This is a genomic window from Hyphomicrobium denitrificans ATCC 51888, assembly GCF_000143145.1.
Taxonomy (GTDB): domain Bacteria; phylum Pseudomonadota; class Alphaproteobacteria; order Rhizobiales; family Hyphomicrobiaceae; genus Hyphomicrobium_B; species Hyphomicrobium_B denitrificans.
Genome location: NC_014313.1, coordinates 3,140,915 through 3,157,524, shown reverse-complemented (window position 1 = coordinate 3,157,524; position 16,610 = coordinate 3,140,915). Strand labels below are relative to the sequence as shown.

Below are 16,610 nucleotides of genomic sequence, written 5' to 3'. Positions count from 1 at the left end.
CCAATGCTTTCGGACTTCGATCATCCGAATGCCGCTGCGGTGAAACCCGATCACGAAACGGAACTCAAGACTGCGTTTGAAGACGGCTATCAGCAGGGATTGTCCGAGGGCCGCGCCGAAGCGCAGGCGGATGCGGAAGTGAGGCTGGCGGAAGCGGAGACGCTGTTTCTCGAACGCCTCAACCTCGAACGCAACGGTTTCCGGCAGGAATGTGCCGACGTCCTTGCCGCCCGCTTGGATGGCGCCGTGAAGCTCATTGAGCGCGCGGTGGGCGAACGCGTCGCGACGCTGCTTCGTCCCTGGATCGTCGAACAACTGCGGAAGCGCGCCGTGCAAGAGCTCGAAGCAGCAATCACGCGGGCGCTCGTCGAAGGCGCCAAGGTCCATATCGAGGCTCCGGCGGAAATGCTGGAGCATCTGCGCAGCTCGCTGCCGAACGATGCGTTCCAGATCGGCTATTCGGAAAGCGCATCCTCCGACGTTCGCGCGCATATCGAGGACACCGTCATCGAAGCGAACATCGCCGCGTGGATTTCTGAGCTTGAGGCGGCGACATGAGCAACGGTCAGGAAGACGTTTCATCGCAACCGCTCGTCATCGTACGCCGCCGTCGCAGTCACGACGAAGAGCATCACGGCGGCGTCTGGAAGATCGCCTATGCCGACTTCATGACGGCCATGATGGCGTTCTTTCTCGTCATGTGGCTGATCAATGCCGCGGATAAAAAGACGATCGTGCAGGTCGCGGCTTATTTTAATCCGATGCGGCTGACGGATCGCTTCGAGGCGCCCAAGGGCCTCGAAGATCTGAACGAGATCGACGCGAAGCAGAACGAGGAAAAGTCCGAGAAGGGCTTGAGCCAGCATCCCGATCAAGCGCAGAAGCTCAGCGCGCCCAAGGCGAGCAAGGCGAACATCGGCGAGGCGATGGACGAAGAAGCGCAAAAGAGAAGCGCTTCCGCCGGCGGCAAGAGCGCGGAAGCGCAGAAGGAAGAAGCGCTCTTCGACAATCCAGGGCAGCTTCTGGACAAGCTTGCAGACGAAGCCAAGGCCAGCCAGTCCATGACGGCGGCAAGTCCGTTGGACAGCAGCATCAGCGATCCCTTTGATCGCGCCGATCGCCGGTCCGGAAAATCGTCAGCCGCCCAAAGGTCTGCATCGCAGCCCAATCCCGCGCCGGCGGCACCACCAGCGGCAACCGCGAAGGCGTCGCCGCCGCCATCTGGCGTGGAAGGCAAGGATGCCGCGAAGAATGCGCGCGCACTGGAGGCGCAAGATACGAAGCAGGCTGCCACCGCGCTCAATGCCAAAGACCAGAATCACGCAGCAAATGCGCCGAAACCATCAGATGCCGCTGACGTAGCCGACGAAGCAAAAGCCAAAAAGTTGCAGGACGACATCAGCAGTGCCTTGGCGAAAGGCTCCCGTGCTGCGCCCGAGATCGAGGTGAAGGCGACATCCGAAGGCTTGCTCGTCAGTTTGCTCGACGGCGCCGACTTCGGCATGTTCGAGGTCGGCTCCGCGAAGCCGCGTCCCGCGTTGGTTCTCGCCATGAGCAAGGTCGGTGACGTTCTGAAATCCTTACCGGGCAGCATCGTCGTCCGCGGGCACACCGATAGTCGCGCCTACAAGAACGGCAACTACGACAACTGGCGTCTTTCCGCGGCACGCGCGCAAATGGCTTATTACATGCTCGTGCGCGGCGGCATTGCTGAAACGCGATTTGCAGCCATCGAAGGCCGCGCCGACCGGGATCCTAAAATTCCCTCCAATCGCGAGGCGCCGGAAAACCGCAGGATCGACATCCTCATCAAAGAGGTCAAGAAATGAAGCGTCAGGCGTTGATCGCTGGCGCTGTGATCGTGCTTGGCGGCATAGGCGCAGGCGCGTATTTTTATGTGCTGCCAATGTTCACGTCAGGCGACACCGCGACGTCGCAACCGAAAGCCAGGGCCGTAGCATCGACGAGCGTTCTAGGCGTCAATACGGAAAAGGGCGCCGAGCTTCGCCGATTGCTCGCTCGCTTGGGAACGGTGCAGGATATTGTCGTGCAAGGCGACGAGGGCGCACTCGCCGATCAGGGCCGCCTCTTGTCGGAAATTTCAGCCGTCGTGCGCGCTTTTGAAAAGTCCGATTGGGATAACTATGCGCAGGTTCGCGACGCTTTCGTGTACGTCCTGAGCGGCGGCGATTACGGAGTGTTGAAGCCGCTGGCGAACGACGATACGCGCCACGAAGCCGACCGTACGCTGGCGCAAGGCATAATAAAATATGCGCAGGGTCAGACGAGCGCGGCGCGAAAGCTCTGGGCCGACGTCGATCCGCGATCCGTCGATGTCAGTCTGGTCGGACCATTCGCGCTGGCGAGAGCGTCGCTCTATATCGGCAACGACGACGCTAAAGCTATCGCGCTCCTTGATGAAGCCCGTCTCGCCTGTCCTCATACCGCAATCGAGGAAGCGGCCGTACGTCGCGAGATTCCGGTGCTTGTCAGCAAAGGCGAGACGCAACGCGCCATGTTGCTGCTGACCGATTATCTCCGGCGATATGGACGATCGATCTACGCCTGGAAACTCTTTCGCGATTTTTCGGCTGCCGCTGCCAAGCGCGACGAATTCGATGGCCGCGATATGGTCGAGAAGCTGACAGAAGCGACGTCGACGGCAGACCGTCAGTCGCGCATCGATCTGCTCCTTGCGATGGCGGCTGCGGGGTTGCCGGCGGGCCGCATAAGTCTGGCACAGGCCGCCGCGAACGAAGCGCTGTCATTGAAACCGGATAGCGCCGAAGATCTCGACCGGGCCATGCTGTATCAGGCCGCTGCGAATGCGCCGAGCACGCGCGCGGCCGAAGCCCTGTCGGCATTGCGCCAAATCACGGCCGATCGCCTGACCGGCAATGACGTCGAAATCCGCGAGGTTGCAGGCTACATCGCCCAAACGGTCACGCAGAATAAATTTGCGCCTGCGAGCGACGCTCGCAATGCAGAGACTGAAGTTTCGCGTGCGGCAACGGAGCTGTCGCGCGTGTCGACGGCCGTCAAAAGCGCCGATGCCGCCATCGAAGAAGCCAACATGATCATGTCTGGGACCAAGAAATGACCGAAGTCGCTTCGCGCGCCGCTCAGGGCCAAAGCATCATCGATACGATTTCAAGTCGGAGCCCGGCCCAAACATATCGCGGGTCAAGACCGAGCCCGAAGGCGCAGGATGCCGCCGTGTCCGGCGATCGGGTGCGCGATCGCCCCGCCGGCCGAACAAACATTCGCGAACAGCGCGCCGATCCCAAATCGATCGACAAGAGCACGAAGGTATCTGAAAAATCTCAACGCGAAAGTCGATCGGACGATGATGTGCAAGCATCGTTCGAGGCAACAGTCGACACGCTCGGCGGCCAGGAAGCACAGCCCGCGCCCGCTTCCATAAATCCGCTGCTGGCATGGACCGCTTCGCCCGTAACCGCGCCTGCTCAGGAAGCGGCATCGAATGACGATAGCGCCGCGACGAATGTCACGAACGCTGCGATTCCCGGGCATATCCTCAAACAAGCGAGCGTCGTTGCGCTGATGGAGGCCCGGCAGCGCCTGATGGCGGCGCAGGACACGACGCCGACGGCCGAGTCCAACGTCGAAGAAACAGTCACGACGCCCGTGTCGGTTCAATCGCGCGAGGCGCACTGGATTTTCGACGATAGGAGCGCCGGATCAGACAGCCGGATGTTTGAAACGTTGACGAACAAGACCAACGCGGAAAACGCCCTCTCGGCGTCGACCGCTGCTGCAGGGAGCAAAGGTGATACAGGCGCACCCAAGCTTTCGACGGATATGATCGGAGCCGCACGAAGCGCAGAGCCCCAGCCGACGGCCGGTACAGCGCCGCAGCAGAATTTCGGCGATACGCAAGGCGGCGGATCGGGATCACGCAAAGAGTCCGCAACACCGGACGCAGGCGCGCGCCAGATTTTGGACGCATCAGCTTCCACGCCTGTCGAAAACATCACGCAGGATATTCCGGAAACACCAGCTCCCCTGTCTGCTGCGACACAACAGGTTCGCAGCGGCGTGCTGACCGCGCTTGCCGGCGATCGCACCAGCGCCGAGCCATTCACCCCGCGGCAACCGGCCGATCAGCCGCCGGCTGCGGGCTACGTCTTGCGAAGCATTGATTTGACGCTTTCACCGCCCGATCTCGGAACTGTCAGATTGAAGCTCAGCCTCAAAGCCAGCGCTCTCGATATCGATGCGGAGGCGTCCAAAGCGGCGACAGCCAGGCTGCTCGACGATGACCGCAAGGGTTTGGAGCAAAGCCTGCGCGACGCCGGCTACGACGTGAAGAGCCTGAAGATCTCGGATATCTCGTCCAGTTCCAATTCAAACTTGAACAGCTCACTGAACAACGGCAGCTCGACGTTCCAGGATGGAAGCCAGGCGCGTGCAAACTTGGGTGGCCGGCAGGACGACGGGATGCCCCGGCGCGATGGTGAAATGCCGGATCAATCGCAGCACCGACGGCGCAACGACAGTCAGCAGCCATCGAGCGCTGACGTTGCGAATGGCAGGCAGGCAAACGCGATCTATATTTAGGGTCTGTTGATATGACGCAGCAGGAATCGCTCGGAGCGGGATTGCGCGGCCCGTTTGATTTGGCCGCCGATACGATCGAAGAAGAGCTGGTCGAAAACTGCCCGGGGGCCTACGCCCTTGGCTTCATCGATAATTTAGGCCGTTTTTCGATCACGTTCGTCGGCAGCGACGGCAGCGATCTGAAATCCATATTGAAGCAGCGAATTGGCACCGCATCGCAATTCAAGTTTCGCCACTTCGCGCAGCCGCAGCAGGCTTTCGAAAAAGAGTGCGAAATGTTCCACCAGTTTATGCCGGTTGGAAACTTTCTGCACCCTGCCCGGCCGGCCGGGACGGATTGGACTTGCCCGCGCTGCCGCAGATAGGGCGTGGCCCTTCGATGAGGCTGACGAGATCGGCAAGCGCCTGATGATAGCCGGAATGCCAGTACGCGCATTCGGTGGTATCGCTATCGAGATGGCGATGCTCGCGCAGTTGATCTGACCAGAGACTATCGAGACGTTCGCCAAGGCCGCTCATGCGCGCGCGAAGGATCTGCAGGTCGAGGGAATTCTCACTCATCATAGTCCCCGTAATTTCATGTGGCCATCTCGGACCATAACGGAGACCATACGCGATATTCGTCGCAACATCGCGAACGGGGCAGGTTGCATTTTAACAAAGTCTGGCTACCGGTTGTTAACCGTTCGAGCGGCGCTGCCGGGCGAGATGCCGGTCCATGAGATCGTTGGCAATCATCATACGTTGTGTTGCGATTTCTCTAAGGTCGGAAGGGACCCGATCAGGATGATTGCGAAGCGCGAATTCTCTGCGGAGAATGGCGATCTCGTGTTCCGTAGCATCGGAATGCAAACCGAGCTCGCTCAGAATTTTTTGCGGATCGAGCGCGGCCGTCAGCGTGCTCTCGCTCTCGTTGCGATAAGCCGTTCGCCGGGTGTCGCGATCCAGATCCTCGCGCTGAGGCGTCGCGCGAGCCTGAGCCGCAACATCCCACGCTGCCTCGAGACTGCTGATCGAGAACCGATGCGAAGGCGGTGGCGCTTCGCTCGGCGCGTCGGCGTCATTGAAGAAATCCGCAAGAAGCGCCTCAAAATTCGACGGCAACGGCGTGCGAATGCGCATGATACGTTTGAAAGCTGACCCTGGCTCAGCAAGGGATAACAGGCGGGCCTTGCGGAACGCTTACGCGGCGTGGTCTTCGCTACGACCGCCGCGTTGCCTTCTGCAGCGTGACGGCTTTCCCGAAAAACGCGCTACCGAGATCTTCGAAGTCGAGGCGATCGTCGACATTCATCACCGGGTTACGAAAAGCGATCCCGATGTGCTTGTCTCGTATCCAAGACACATGCCCATCAACGGGCGTTCCGTCGAAAAGCGTCAGTACAACCCGCTCGTCGATGTTCGGGACGGCGCCGTCGAGAATTCGGATCTTTGCACCGGTTTCAGACAGATCGACCAGATCGCAAATCATATTCGCGCTGCGAAAGCGCATCGCCGCATGCTGGCTTGCCGAATAGCGAAAATCATTGCGCCGCTCGAAGATGCGCATGTCGTCGGCCGTAGCGATATCACGGTTGAGAGCATCTCGGCGAAGTTTGCGCGTTCGCGTTTGTTTCATCACACTCAATTTCTGTGATGCGCCGTAAGGCCAAGACCTCGATCGGCTATGAATATGTCGGCGAATATCATTCTGTATTGAAACGCAAATTCTCTACGATATCGCTATTCAAATGAACCCAATTGAATGCATTGAGTTCATTATTTAGAATCATCTCGGAAAATCGGCCTCGATTAAGGCGATACAACTATCGCGTCCCAGACTAAACCTCTCCGAATTGATTTGGTGTGGTTTTTGTGACCCATGCAATTACGAAATAATTGTTAATAAGTCACATGAATCACTGTATCTGCGTTGAAGTGGCGTGCACGGAATTATGCGGGGGAGGCTTGATGTTCGTTGTTCTGGACGACCGGTCCACGGTCGCGGGAGGCTGTGTCGCGTGCTTTGAACGCGAGGGCATCGCAGCGGTTGCGGTTGAGTCGCACGAATTTCCTGAATGGTTTGAGTCAGTTAATGATTCAGACCTCTCCGTCATCGAAGGATTCCTGATCGGTTCCGTCGAGCATCGGCGGCAAATATCGTCCCGCATCCGGTCGCGATGCCGGGCACCCCTCATCGGCCTGATCGAGGCAAGGGCGTTGAATGAAACGCTCGAACTTTTTTCGCTCGGGTTCGACGATGTTCTCGCCAAGCCTTTTCATGTCCGCGAAGTCCTGGCGCGCAGCGGCGCGATTCGCCGCCGGATGAAAATGGCGGAGCAGTGCGTCGACATCGCCGGCATCCGCATCTTCTTCGATGGACGCGATCCTCTGGTGAACGGCGAAGTGCTGTCCCTGCCGCGCCGCGAACGCCGAATCCTCGAATGCCTCGTTCTCAGCCGCAACACACGCGTGACGAAGACCCAGATTTTCAATCGCGTGTACGGCATCTTCAACGACGAGATCCACGAGAACGTCATCGAGAGCCACATCAGCCGTCTGCGCAAGCGGTTGAAGCAGCGGCTTGGTCATGATCCGATCGATTCCCAGCGGTTCCTCGGTTACCGCCTCAAGGAATTTTCCGGAGAGGCGCAAATGTCCTCATCCGAAGAGACTGCAAACAGTCTCACGCAAGGCCCGAATGCTTCTCTTGAGCAATCTATCATTTCCGAGCAGGAGAGTGTCGATGGGCCTTTACGGATTAATGACTACCAGCATCTCAGGCATGGCTGTCCAGTCTGACCGTATGGGAACCGTCGCGGACAACATCGCGAACGTCAATACAACCGGCTACAAGGAAGCTTCTGCAGAATTTGCGACACTCGTCGCTGAAGGCCACGTTGCATCATACGTCCCTGGCTCCGTCTCGACCATCGCCCGCCGTGCGGTCACGCATCAGGGCGACTTGAGCTACACGAATTCGCCGACGGATCTCGCGGTCAGCGGCAACGGCTTCTTCATGGTTCAGAGTCCGTCGGGCACGCCTTACCTGACGCGCGCTGGCAGTTTCATTTCGACGAACGGCGAGCTCGTCAATGCCGCCGGATTTACATTGCTCGGTTACGATCTTCTGAACGGCGGAAGCTCGTCGGTCATCAATAGCGCCGCTGGTCTGGTTCCGGTCGGCACTGCAAATCTCGGACTGAAAGCGACGCCATCGACGTCAGGTAACTTCCAAGTCAACCTGCCCTCCGATGCCGCCGTCTCGACCAGCCTTCCATCCGCGAACGCGGCTGGCGCCGATTTCGCCGGCAAGACGTCGATCATCACTTACGATAATCTCGGTCATAAGGTTACGCTCGATATTTACTCGGCGAAGACGGGTCCCAATCAGTGGGAAGTCTCGGTCTATGACAATGCCGGAGCCAGCGCTGGCGGCGGATTCCCGTATGCGGCCGGATCGCAACTCACGACGCAGGCGCTGACGTTCAGCGGAACCACCGGAAAATTGACATCACCGTCGCCCGCGACGCTTTCGGTCAACGTTCCCAATGGCGCAACGTTGAATTTCAATATGGGCAATACCACGCAGCTCGCCGGCGCCTACATCCCTGTCGACGCCAGCGCGAACGGCAACGGACCGTCGGCTGTCGATCGGCTCGAGATCAGCGCGCAAGGCATCGTCACCGCAGTTTATGCCGACGGCTCTCGCGTCGATGCCTTCAAAATTCCGCTGGCGAACGTCGCGAGCCCCGACAACCTGACGGCAATTTCCGGCAACGTGTTCGCGACGAACAAGGAATCCGGCGACCTTCAGCTTGGAACGGCGAATTCCGGTTCTCTCGGAAAAATCGTTTCCGGCGCTCTTGAAAAATCGAGCGTCGATCTCGCTTCCGAGCTGACGACGATGGTCGAAGCTCAGCGCAGCTACACAGCCAACTCGAAGGTGTTTCAGACGGGCACAGAGCTCTTGGACGTGCTCGTCAATCTCGTGCGGTAGCCGGGAGTTCTAGGGGAAGGTCCCGCATATGTCGTTGACGCTGAGTACGGACACGGCGCGCTCAAGTCTGCAGGCAACCTCCGAGCAAATCTCGGTGGTGTCGCGCAACATCGCGCGCGTGCACGACGCGGACGCGACGCGCAAAATTGCGACGCTCGTCAGCGGTCCAGGCGTCGGCGTCAGCGTTCCCCGCATCGATCGGACGTCGGACCAACTCCTTTTCAATACGTATCTGACAGCCAATTCGGCGAGCCAGGCGCAGACGTCAATCACGTCGGCGCTCGGCCAGCTGCAAAGCACCGTCGACGATACCGACCAGGAGCACTCGCCCGCCGCACTGATCGCGAAGCTGAGCGCGACGCTCCAAACGTACTCCGGTAATCCACAAAACCCGGCCGTTGCCGCAAGCGTCGTTTCCGCCGCGAAGAATGTTTCGAACGCGCTGAATTCCGCCTCCGCGACGGTTACGCAGGTACGGCAGCAGGCGGATGCCGACATTGCGACGTCCGTTGCCAATATCAACGATCTTCTCTCGCAGTTTGAAAATCTCAACAATCAGGTCATTCGCGGCTCGAGCAACGGCCGCGATGTCACCGACGTCCTTGACGCGCGCGACGCAGTCCTGAAGCAGCTTTCGACGGAAGTCGGGATACGAACAGTTTCGCGCGCTAACGGCGACATGGCGATTTACACCGATAGTGGTGTGACGCTGTTCGACAGGGCGCCGCGCGCCGTCACGTTCGAGCAAACGCAGAATCTTGCCGCCGGTGCGCCCGGTGGTGCGGTCTATGCCGATGGTGTCCCGATCGCGGGAACGTCGCATATTCTTGAGATTCAGTCCGGCAAGCTCGCGGGTTTGATGTCGGTTCGCGACGATATCGCCGTGACCTATCAAAGCCAGCTCGATGAGATGGCGCGAGGTCTGATCAACGCGTTCGCCGAAACCGATCAGTCCGCAACGCCGACGCTTCCCGCGGCGACGGGGTTGTTCACCTATTCGGGTGGACCGGCGATCCCGGCGAGTGCCATGGCAGGCCTCGCAAGCTCGATCAAAATCAACGCCAGCGTCGATCCCGGCCAGGGCGGCAATGCCGAGTTGATCCGCGACGGCGGCATCTCGGGCGCCAGTTACAAATACAATTCGGCCAATGCGCCGGCATTCACGGATCGTATTCAAAGCCTGATTTCAAGTTTGAATACTGGGCAAACATTCGATGCGTCGACGCAGCTTCCAGCATCGTCATCGGTGATGGACTACGCAAAGAACTCCGTCTCGTGGCTTGAGGCGTTGCGTCAGTCCGCGACCGCCGAGGCTGACTACCGCAGCACCGTTGCGCAACGCGCCACCACTTCGCTGTCGCAGGCGACCGGCGTCAATCTCGACGAGGAAATGACCAACCTTCTCGATCTGGAACGGACGTTCCAGGCGTCGTCGCGGCTGATCAACACCGTCAACGAAATGCTTTCAACTCTCATCCAGTCATTGAGCTAAGACGATGCTCACACCGACATTCATATCGACGTCAGCCTTATCGAGCGAAACGAAAGCCTCGATTGCGAGGATTCAACATCGTCTCGTTGATGTTCAAAAGGAACTCGCTACCGGTCGTCACGCGGATGTCGGCCTGACACTCGGCGCACAAACGGGAGTCGCGGTTTCGCTGCGCCAGGACATCTCGCAAATTCAATCGATCAAGGACACGAACTCACTTGTTCTCACGCGTATGCAGGCGTCGCAGGCTGCGCTCAATACCCTCGCGACGACGAGCCAATCGTTCCTGAATGCGCTGACGCCGGCGCAGTCCACCAGCACGATGTCCGGCACCATCGTGCAGCAGGCCAACGCCGCGATGCAGTCGATCCAGGATCAGCTCAATTCGTCGTTGGACGGCCAGTATCTCTTTTCCGGCATCAACTCTGACGTCAAACCGCTCGACGATTATTTCGCAAATCCGCCGGCTGCGAGCGCGCAGGCCGTCAACGCCGCATTCGTTGCGAAGTTCGGAATGAGCCCGAGTGACCCCGGCGTTTCGGCGATCTCAGCGTCCGACATGCAGGATTTTCTCCAAAATGAGTTTGCCGATCTATTCTCCGACCCGAACTGGTCAGCAAACTGGTCGGATGCCTCTGATAAATCCGTAAACAGTAGAATTTCGCGAACCGAAACGGCCAATACCTCGGTCACCGCGAACGACCAGACGTTCAGGCAACTAACGCAAGCATTCGCGATGGTGGCGGGCCTTGGGTTCCAAAATCTGAATAGCTCGACGCAGAATGTCGTCCTGCAGCAAGCGACACAGCTCGTCAGCAACGGCATCGGTGGATTGACGAGGGTGCAAGCGTTCCTCGGCGTAACACAGCAGCGCGTATCCGACGCCAATGATCAGATCGATACGCAGATCGATTTTCTCGAAAAGTCCATCAGCAATCTCGAATCCGTGGATCCTGCGGAAGTGACGACGCAGATCTCGGATCTCTCAACGGCGCTCGAAGCGGCCTACAGCGTCACAAATCGTCTGAGCAAGCTAAGCATCATGGACTTCCTCTCTTGATAACCCGGCGCATGTAGCACCGAAGGACCGGACTGAAACATGTATAAGTTCTCTTACGAAGAGACGTTGAGCGACTCGGCCGGCCGCAAGCGCGAGAATGAACGCCTCGCGATCGAGCAGTCCGTCTCGATGCTGAGATCGGCTGAAAAAGCCGGTGCAAATTCGCGCGAAGCCGTCGACGCGATCTGCTTCCTCAACCGGCTTTGGAGCTTCCTTCTCGAAGATCTCGTCAAGCCGGAGAATGCGCTTCCGGACGATATCAGAGCGAATTTGATTTCGATTGGAATCTGGATGCTGAAGGAGGCGGACGCCATCAGCAGCGGCAAATCGAAGAATTTCGCAGGCTTGATCGACGTTTCAAGCGTCATCGCGGAAGGTCTGTGATGGGCGGCGGATTGAAAATCACCCTGCGTGCCGGCGAGCGGATTTTCGTCAACGGTGGCGTGCTCAAAGTCGATCGCAAAGTCAGTATCGAGCTGATGAACGACGTGATTTTTCTTCTCGAGCAGCACGTCATGAAGCCTGAGGAAACGACGACGCCGCTCCGTCAGCTCTACTTCATGGTGCAGATGATGCTCATGGACCCGGCGCTGCACATGAAGGCGCGGACGATGGCGAAGGAGTCGGTCGCGAATCTTCTTGTGAGTATCCGCGACGGAAAAATGCTGCAGGGCTTGATAGAAACAAGCGATTTGCTCGACGCCGATCGTCCCTTCGAAGCACTGAAGAAAGTAAGAATGCTTCTTCCATTAGAGGCGGCAAGCGCCGTCACGCAGGAACCGAGCAAGGAGGTCGCATGACCACGATTCCCCCAACAGGCAACACATCCGGAACGTCAAACGCCGACGCGAATGACAAAACGAAAAACTCCACCCTGAATTACAACGACTTCCTGAAACTTATGGTCGCGCAACTCCGCAACCAGGATCCATTGAACCCGACCGATTCCACTCAGTACATGTCGCAGATCGCTCAATTCTCGAGCGTTGAGCAGGGCATCAATACAAACGCGAAGCTCGACCAGCTGCTTGTGAATTCCAATATCTCGCAGGCGAGCACGATGATCGGCTTGTCGTTGACATCTGCGGATGGCTCGGTGTCCGGCATCGTGACGTCCGTGCGCATCGATTCGACCGGCTCCACAGCGATTCTAAATAACGGCAAGGAAGTTCGGATCGATCAGGGCGTCGTGCTGGGGTATCAATGACAGAAGGCGACGCGCTCGGGATTGTCCAACAGGCGATCTGGCTGACGATCATCCTCGCCGGTCCCGTCATCGCATCCGCGATGATTATCGGCGTCAGCGTCGCCTTTTTTCAGGCGTTGACGCAGGTCCAGGAGATGACGCTGACGTTCGTGCCGAAAATCATCGCCGGATTTCTCATTATCCTGATGACCGGAAGTTACAGCGGAAGTCTGCTCAAGGTATTCACTGAGCAACTCTACCTTCGAATTGCGACGGGTTTCAAATAGCACACAGACGATGTTGCGAATGCGCCTGATAAGTCGCAGCTGTGTCTAGTTTTTTACAGCCTACGAAATTTGTAAAATAGCCGATAATGACAATAGAAAAGCGGACGCCAACCGGCTACGGCGTACACTGATATCGCAACCGGATATATTGCATCTCGATCTCGATTGAGCGGTGGTCTATGGGCACGATAACTTCAAGGCAGTTTCCATTTTCGGCCGTGATCATGATTACGAGCCTCGTTGCTGTAGCCTCTGCTTACTTCCTATGGACTTTGTGGATGCGGAGCGACTTCGGTCTTACAACCTGGGCGGAGTGGTCCGACATCAGCTGGCAGGTTGCGGAGGTCGATTCTCGCGGCCGCATCATTCGCCTCGGATCGCACCCGATGGCCATTGCGGCATTGGCCGGAACCATTTCGGTTTGCTTCGTCGCATTCATGTTTGGCGCTTGGCAGTTTTTAACCGGCAACGAAATCCGCCGCAAAAAGGATAACGACGCCGCGTCAAACCGTATCGAAAAAGTTGGTCAGGAACTGGATGACGAGGTGTTGGTGCTGTTGGGCCTGTTGCGCCAGCATACCGATGTCAGCAGCCTGCATTCCGAAGTTCTGGCAAAGGTCAACAAGACGCTTCCATCGCTGACGACGCCGGATCAGGTGAGAGGTGTTGTGCAGCGCCTGATCGCCGAAAACACGAAGATTCGCAGCGAAGTCGACGTCTTGAACGCGCGCTTGCAGCAATCGCAAACACAGATCGAAAAGCTACGATCCAGCCTGAGCGAGAGTCAGTATCTCGGTATGCTCGATGCCGTGACGCAACTCAAAAACCGCCACTGGCTCGAAGCCAACCTGCCCCGCGAGGTGAAGGCGGCGTCGGAACTCAACGAGCCCCTTTGCCTTATCATGGCCGACGTGGATCACTTCAAGAAAATCAACGATACGTTTGGCCATACCGTGGGCGACGAAATTCTCAGGCGGTTCGGTGAACTTCTGTCGAAGAATATCAAGGGCCGCGATACAGCTGTCCGCTACGGCGGAGAAGAATTTGTCGTCCTGCTGCCGCAAACTCAGATCGAGGGCGCGGATAATCTTGGCGAACAAATTCGCGACGAACTGCAACGCAAGAAATGGATGCACCATCGGACCGGCAAGCCGATCGGTACGGTTACGGCATCCTTCGGCATCGCCGAGCTTCGTCCCGGAGACGGCCCCGAGTCCCTACTCGAGCGTGCCGACGCGAAACTCTACGAAGCAAAAGCGGATGGCCGCAATTGCGTGAAATCGGACAGCGATTAAGCCTATGCGATGAGATAAAGCGGGCGCGACGCGCATCCCGCGCACAAAGCGTCAGCCGGATATTAAAGGATCGTTGTCGGCGAGCGGGCAGTCGAAACGGACGCCAGCCTTGCCATTCTTGGACCACACGATCAAACCCGGGACCTTGCGGCCGTTCCGCAGGATAACGACGACCGCATCTTTCAGGCGAAACTCCTGATCGCAATCGACGTTTAAATCGTTCCTCGAAGTATCACGAACAAACGCGGAAAAAGCGCCCGCCTGCGAGAAGATCTTACACGGCTGCGGCGTGGAAAATCGCGGGCTTTGCCGTCGTTGCGGCAGGATCGGCAACGCCACTTCGCCCTGCTGATTGATGCACGTCTGTGATCCGGTGATGGCCTCTTTCAGCAATCTACTGAGCACGAGAGCATTTCCAGTATAGGCGCCGTTGAGGCGCCAGCGCGTTTCCGGCTCAAGGTTCAAGACGGCGTCGCGACAATCCTCCGCAAGTTTTCGCCACACGACGGCGATCTGCTCGAGCTTAGCGAGCGGAATTTGCGGACCGGCGAAAAGTCCCGCGCTGTCGAGCAGCGGCATCGTAAGCTTTTTGGCGTCGGCGAGATCGAAGTAGGCGCGTGCAACGGCGGCTGCGAGCTCGCGCGGCAGACCAATGTCCTGCCAGGAGCGTAAAGCAATCTTGACGATCGGCGACTCGACAGGAACTAGATTATTGCATGCACGTAGCATCCAGCTCCGTCGCGACGCCAGGCTCGCATTCAGACAGGACGCGATCCCACCGATCTGCAGAGCCGTCCAATGAAACTCGCAAACGAGAGCTTCAAATCGTGCAAAGCCATCCGCCGTGCCGCTCGCCGATGGCGTGGCACGCCGCGGTTTGACAGGCTCGGAAGATTTTAACAGTGCCCCCAGCATTGCGACATTCCCCACGTATTCATATTTCGCACGCGCTTGGAAATTGTTCTTCCAGATTCACAGCGGTTGCGAAAACAGCTCGCGAATTTTTTCTGACGGAACCGCAGGCGAGAACAGAAAGCCCTGCGCTTCGATGCATCCCTCTGCGCGCAGCAGATCCAGCTGTTGCTTGGTTTCGACGCCCTCGGCGACGCTCGTCATCCCGAGATTGTAGCCAAGCTGAATGATCGAGCGACGCAACGTTGCCGAGCGCTTTTGATTGGCAGTGTTCGAAACAAACGAACGATCGATCTTGATTTTGTCGAACGGGAAACTCTGCAGATAGCTCAGAGACGAAAACCCTGTTCCGAAATCGTCGATGGCAAACCGCACGCCAAGCTTTTTGAGCCGCTCGAGTGTTGCCGCAGCGCTATCACGGTCCTTCATCAAAAGCGTTTCGGTGATTTCGAGGACAAGGCGAGAGGCTGGCAATCGTTTTGAGAGCGCCAAGATCTTATCAACGAGATTCCCGCCACTGAACTGAGCTGCGGAGATGTTGACTGCGATCCAAATGTCGTCGGGCCATCGGCTCGCTTCGGCGCACGCTGTCTTGAGAACCCAGTCGCCGATCTGTCCAATGATGCCGCACTCTTCCGCAACGGGAATGAATTCCGATGCCGGGATCAGGCCGCGCTCGGGGTGACGCCAGCGGATCAGCGCTTCGCAGCCGACGATCTTGCGCGTCTTGATGTTGACGATGGGCTGATAGTGAAGCTCGAACGCATTATTGGCGAGAGCTTCCCGCATCTCCGTTTCCATTTGCATGCGCTGGTCGTGCTGCCCGTCACTAAGTGGTCCAAAAAATGCGGCGTTCTCTTGTGCGCCGGTCAAGGAAGTAGAACGTTCAAGCGGCTCGATTTGAGCGTCGTCGTGAGATGGCTGGCTAGATGCCGCCAAAGATTGTCTGCAACTTGAGGCATCAGTCACTATGCTGACAAATCCGCCTCGCGGGAGAGGAATGGTGCGGGTAGCCGTGACGGATCCGTCGGAGTGGCGGCGCTCAATGCTCTGGGCAACCGGGCCGGTGGCCGCTGCGATTTGGTTGCGGACGTAAGCTTCGATGTCGGCAGCCGCGCATTCGTTGCGTCGCGCTTCAGCGCGATAGAAATCCTCAGCGTTCTGCGGGAAATCGCCGATTGTCTCGCTAGAGCAGCTGATGACGTCGAGTTGGCGGTCATTACAAAGAAGAAGGTTGTGATCCTTGTCGAAGGCAGCAACGCTTCCGGGGAAATTGTCGACGATGGTCCGGAGCAGCGCGGAGTTGACGTCCAGTTCGCTGCGCAGGCGCAGAAGCTCAGTGATATCGCGCTGAACCGACAGGTACCCTTTGAGGCCGTTGCGGCTGATGAGTGGAACGATCAGTGCGTCAATCCAGTAGGTACGGCCGTTCTTGCAACGGTTCATCACCTGCGAGCGCCAAGGCCGTCCAGCCTTCAGCGTGCGATAGGCATCAGCCCAAAAGGCCGAAGGGTGATGCGATGAATTCAGGATCGCGTGCGATTCGCCAATGAGTTCGCTTCGAGAGTATCCGCTAAGCCGCGCAAAAGCGTCATTGACGTGAAGAATCCGGCCATTTGGATCGGTGATCGAAATAACGCCGAATTGGTCAAGGGCAGAGGCAAAGCCGCGCCGCCCCCACGACGTTTCCGCGAAATTCACGTTTGCAGGCCGGCGCCGGCCGGAGGAGCGGGCGACCGCAGCATTAGACGCTAAACCGTCGAAATTGAGAGCCATGCCGCCACGTGCCGAGATAGGAATGCCGCACAAGCGATCTCA

18 protein-coding genes and 1 pseudogene are annotated in these 16,610 nt (G+C 58.1%); 13 read left to right on the top strand and 6 right to left on the bottom strand.

Features of this window, described 5'->3' with window-relative positions:
* Positions 1-3 precede the first annotated feature (3 nt).
* Genes HDEN_RS15280 through fliK form a run of 4 tightly spaced genes read left to right on the top strand, consistent with a single transcriptional unit; the run spans position 4 to position 4,581 of the window.
* On the top strand, positions 4-558 hold the full coding sequence (locus tag HDEN_RS15280) for a FliH/SctL family protein (RefSeq protein WP_245256663.1): 555 nt from the start codon (positions 4-6) through the stop codon (positions 556-558).
* Positions 555-1,829, top strand: coding sequence for a MotB family protein (locus HDEN_RS15275; RefSeq protein ID WP_013217045.1), 1,275 nt, complete (start codon positions 555-557; stop codon positions 1,827-1,829). Before HDEN_RS15280 ends, HDEN_RS15275 begins: the two co-directional genes overlap by 4 nt.
* On the top strand, positions 1,826-3,100 hold the full coding sequence (locus HDEN_RS15270) for a hypothetical protein (protein WP_013217044.1): 1,275 nt from the start codon (positions 1,826-1,828) through the stop codon (positions 3,098-3,100). The genes HDEN_RS15275 and HDEN_RS15270 overlap by 4 nt, the downstream gene beginning before the upstream one ends.
* A complete protein-coding gene (gene fliK / locus HDEN_RS15265; protein WP_013217043.1) occupies positions 3,097-4,581 on the top strand; it encodes a flagellar hook-length control protein FliK in 1,485 nt (494 codons plus the stop codon). The genes HDEN_RS15270 and fliK overlap by 4 nt, the downstream gene beginning before the upstream one ends.
* 288 nt (positions 4,582-4,869) lie before the next feature.
* Here the strand turns inward: fliK and HDEN_RS18050 are convergent, their stop codons facing one another.
* The 3 genes from HDEN_RS18050 to HDEN_RS15250 form a co-directional block, all read right to left on the bottom strand.
* Positions 4,870-5,142 carry a hypothetical protein gene (locus HDEN_RS18050; RefSeq protein ID WP_013217041.1) on the bottom strand — a complete coding sequence of 91 codons (273 nt, stop codon included), beginning with the start codon at positions 5,140-5,142 and terminating at the stop codon, positions 4,870-4,872.
* Positions 5,143-5,259: 117 nt separating this feature from the next.
* Complete coding sequence (locus HDEN_RS15255; protein WP_013217040.1) at positions 5,260-5,703, bottom strand: molecular chaperone DnaJ; 444 nt, start codon at positions 5,701-5,703, stop codon at positions 5,260-5,262.
* Positions 5,704-5,782: 79 nt separating this feature from the next.
* Positions 5,783-6,199, bottom strand: a complete 417-nt coding sequence (locus HDEN_RS15250; RefSeq protein ID WP_013217039.1) for a PilZ domain-containing protein — start codon at positions 6,197-6,199, stop codon at positions 5,783-5,785.
* Positions 6,200-6,531: 332 nt separating this feature from the next.
* Here HDEN_RS15250 and HDEN_RS15245 point away from each other — a divergent pair, with 332 nt between their 5' ends.
* From HDEN_RS15245 to HDEN_RS15205, 9 genes are all read left to right on the top strand, one after another.
* The gene (locus HDEN_RS15245; RefSeq protein ID WP_013217038.1) at positions 6,532-7,362 is read left to right on the top strand and encodes a response regulator transcription factor; all 831 of its coding nucleotides are present in this window, start codon (positions 6,532-6,534) and stop codon (positions 7,360-7,362) included.
* Positions 7,307-8,560, top strand: a complete 1,254-nt coding sequence (locus HDEN_RS15240; protein ID WP_013217037.1) for a flagellar hook protein FlgE — start codon at positions 7,307-7,309, stop codon at positions 8,558-8,560. The genes HDEN_RS15245 and HDEN_RS15240 overlap by 56 nt, the downstream gene beginning before the upstream one ends.
* Before the next feature lie 28 nt (positions 8,561-8,588).
* Positions 8,589-10,052, top strand: coding sequence for a flagellar hook-associated protein FlgK (gene flgK / locus HDEN_RS15235; protein WP_013217036.1), 1,464 nt, complete (start codon positions 8,589-8,591; stop codon positions 10,050-10,052).
* A 4-nt stretch (positions 10,053-10,056) separates the two neighbouring features.
* Positions 10,057-11,112, top strand: coding sequence for a flagellar hook-associated family protein (locus HDEN_RS15230; protein WP_013217035.1), 1,056 nt, complete (start codon positions 10,057-10,059; stop codon positions 11,110-11,112).
* A gap of 39 nt (positions 11,113-11,151) precedes the next feature.
* Complete coding sequence (flaF, locus tag HDEN_RS15225; RefSeq protein WP_013217034.1) at positions 11,152-11,496, top strand: flagellar biosynthesis regulator FlaF; 345 nt, start codon at positions 11,152-11,154, stop codon at positions 11,494-11,496.
* Complete coding sequence (gene flbT / locus HDEN_RS15220; protein WP_013217033.1) at positions 11,496-11,912, top strand: flagellar biosynthesis repressor FlbT; 417 nt, start codon at positions 11,496-11,498, stop codon at positions 11,910-11,912. Before flaF ends, flbT begins: the two co-directional genes overlap by 1 nt.
* Positions 11,909-12,319: a flagellar hook assembly protein FlgD gene (gene flgD / locus HDEN_RS15215; protein WP_013217032.1), complete on the top strand. Its 411-nt coding sequence runs from the start codon at positions 11,909-11,911 to the stop codon at positions 12,317-12,319. The genes flbT and flgD overlap by 4 nt, the downstream gene beginning before the upstream one ends.
* Positions 12,316-12,585, top strand: a complete 270-nt coding sequence (locus tag HDEN_RS15210; RefSeq protein WP_013217031.1) for a flagellar biosynthetic protein FliQ — start codon at positions 12,316-12,318, stop codon at positions 12,583-12,585. Before flgD ends, HDEN_RS15210 begins: the two co-directional genes overlap by 4 nt.
* Positions 12,586-12,863: 278 nt before the next feature.
* Entirely contained in the window at positions 12,864-13,880 is a 1,017-nt protein-coding gene (locus HDEN_RS15205) for a GGDEF domain-containing protein (RefSeq protein ID WP_245256662.1), read from the top strand.
* Between the two features lie 51 nt (positions 13,881-13,931).
* Here the strand turns inward: HDEN_RS15205 and HDEN_RS15200 are convergent, their stop codons facing one another.
* The 3 genes and pseudogenes from HDEN_RS15200 to HDEN_RS18515 all read right to left on the bottom strand — a co-directional run.
* The gene (locus HDEN_RS15200) at positions 13,932-14,609 is read right to left on the bottom strand and encodes a PilZ domain-containing protein (RefSeq protein WP_245256661.1); all 678 of its coding nucleotides are present in this window, start codon (positions 14,607-14,609) and stop codon (positions 13,932-13,934) included.
* A 243-nt stretch (positions 14,610-14,852) separates the two neighbouring features.
* Positions 14,853-15,581, bottom strand: a complete 729-nt coding sequence (locus HDEN_RS18520; protein ID WP_245256805.1) for a putative bifunctional diguanylate cyclase/phosphodiesterase — start codon at positions 15,579-15,581, stop codon at positions 14,853-14,855.
* Positions 15,582-15,797: 216 nt separating this feature from the next.
* Positions 15,798-16,568, bottom strand: a pseudogene (locus HDEN_RS18515) (PAS domain-containing protein); the annotation flags it as partial.
* Positions 16,569-16,610 lie beyond the last annotated feature (42 nt).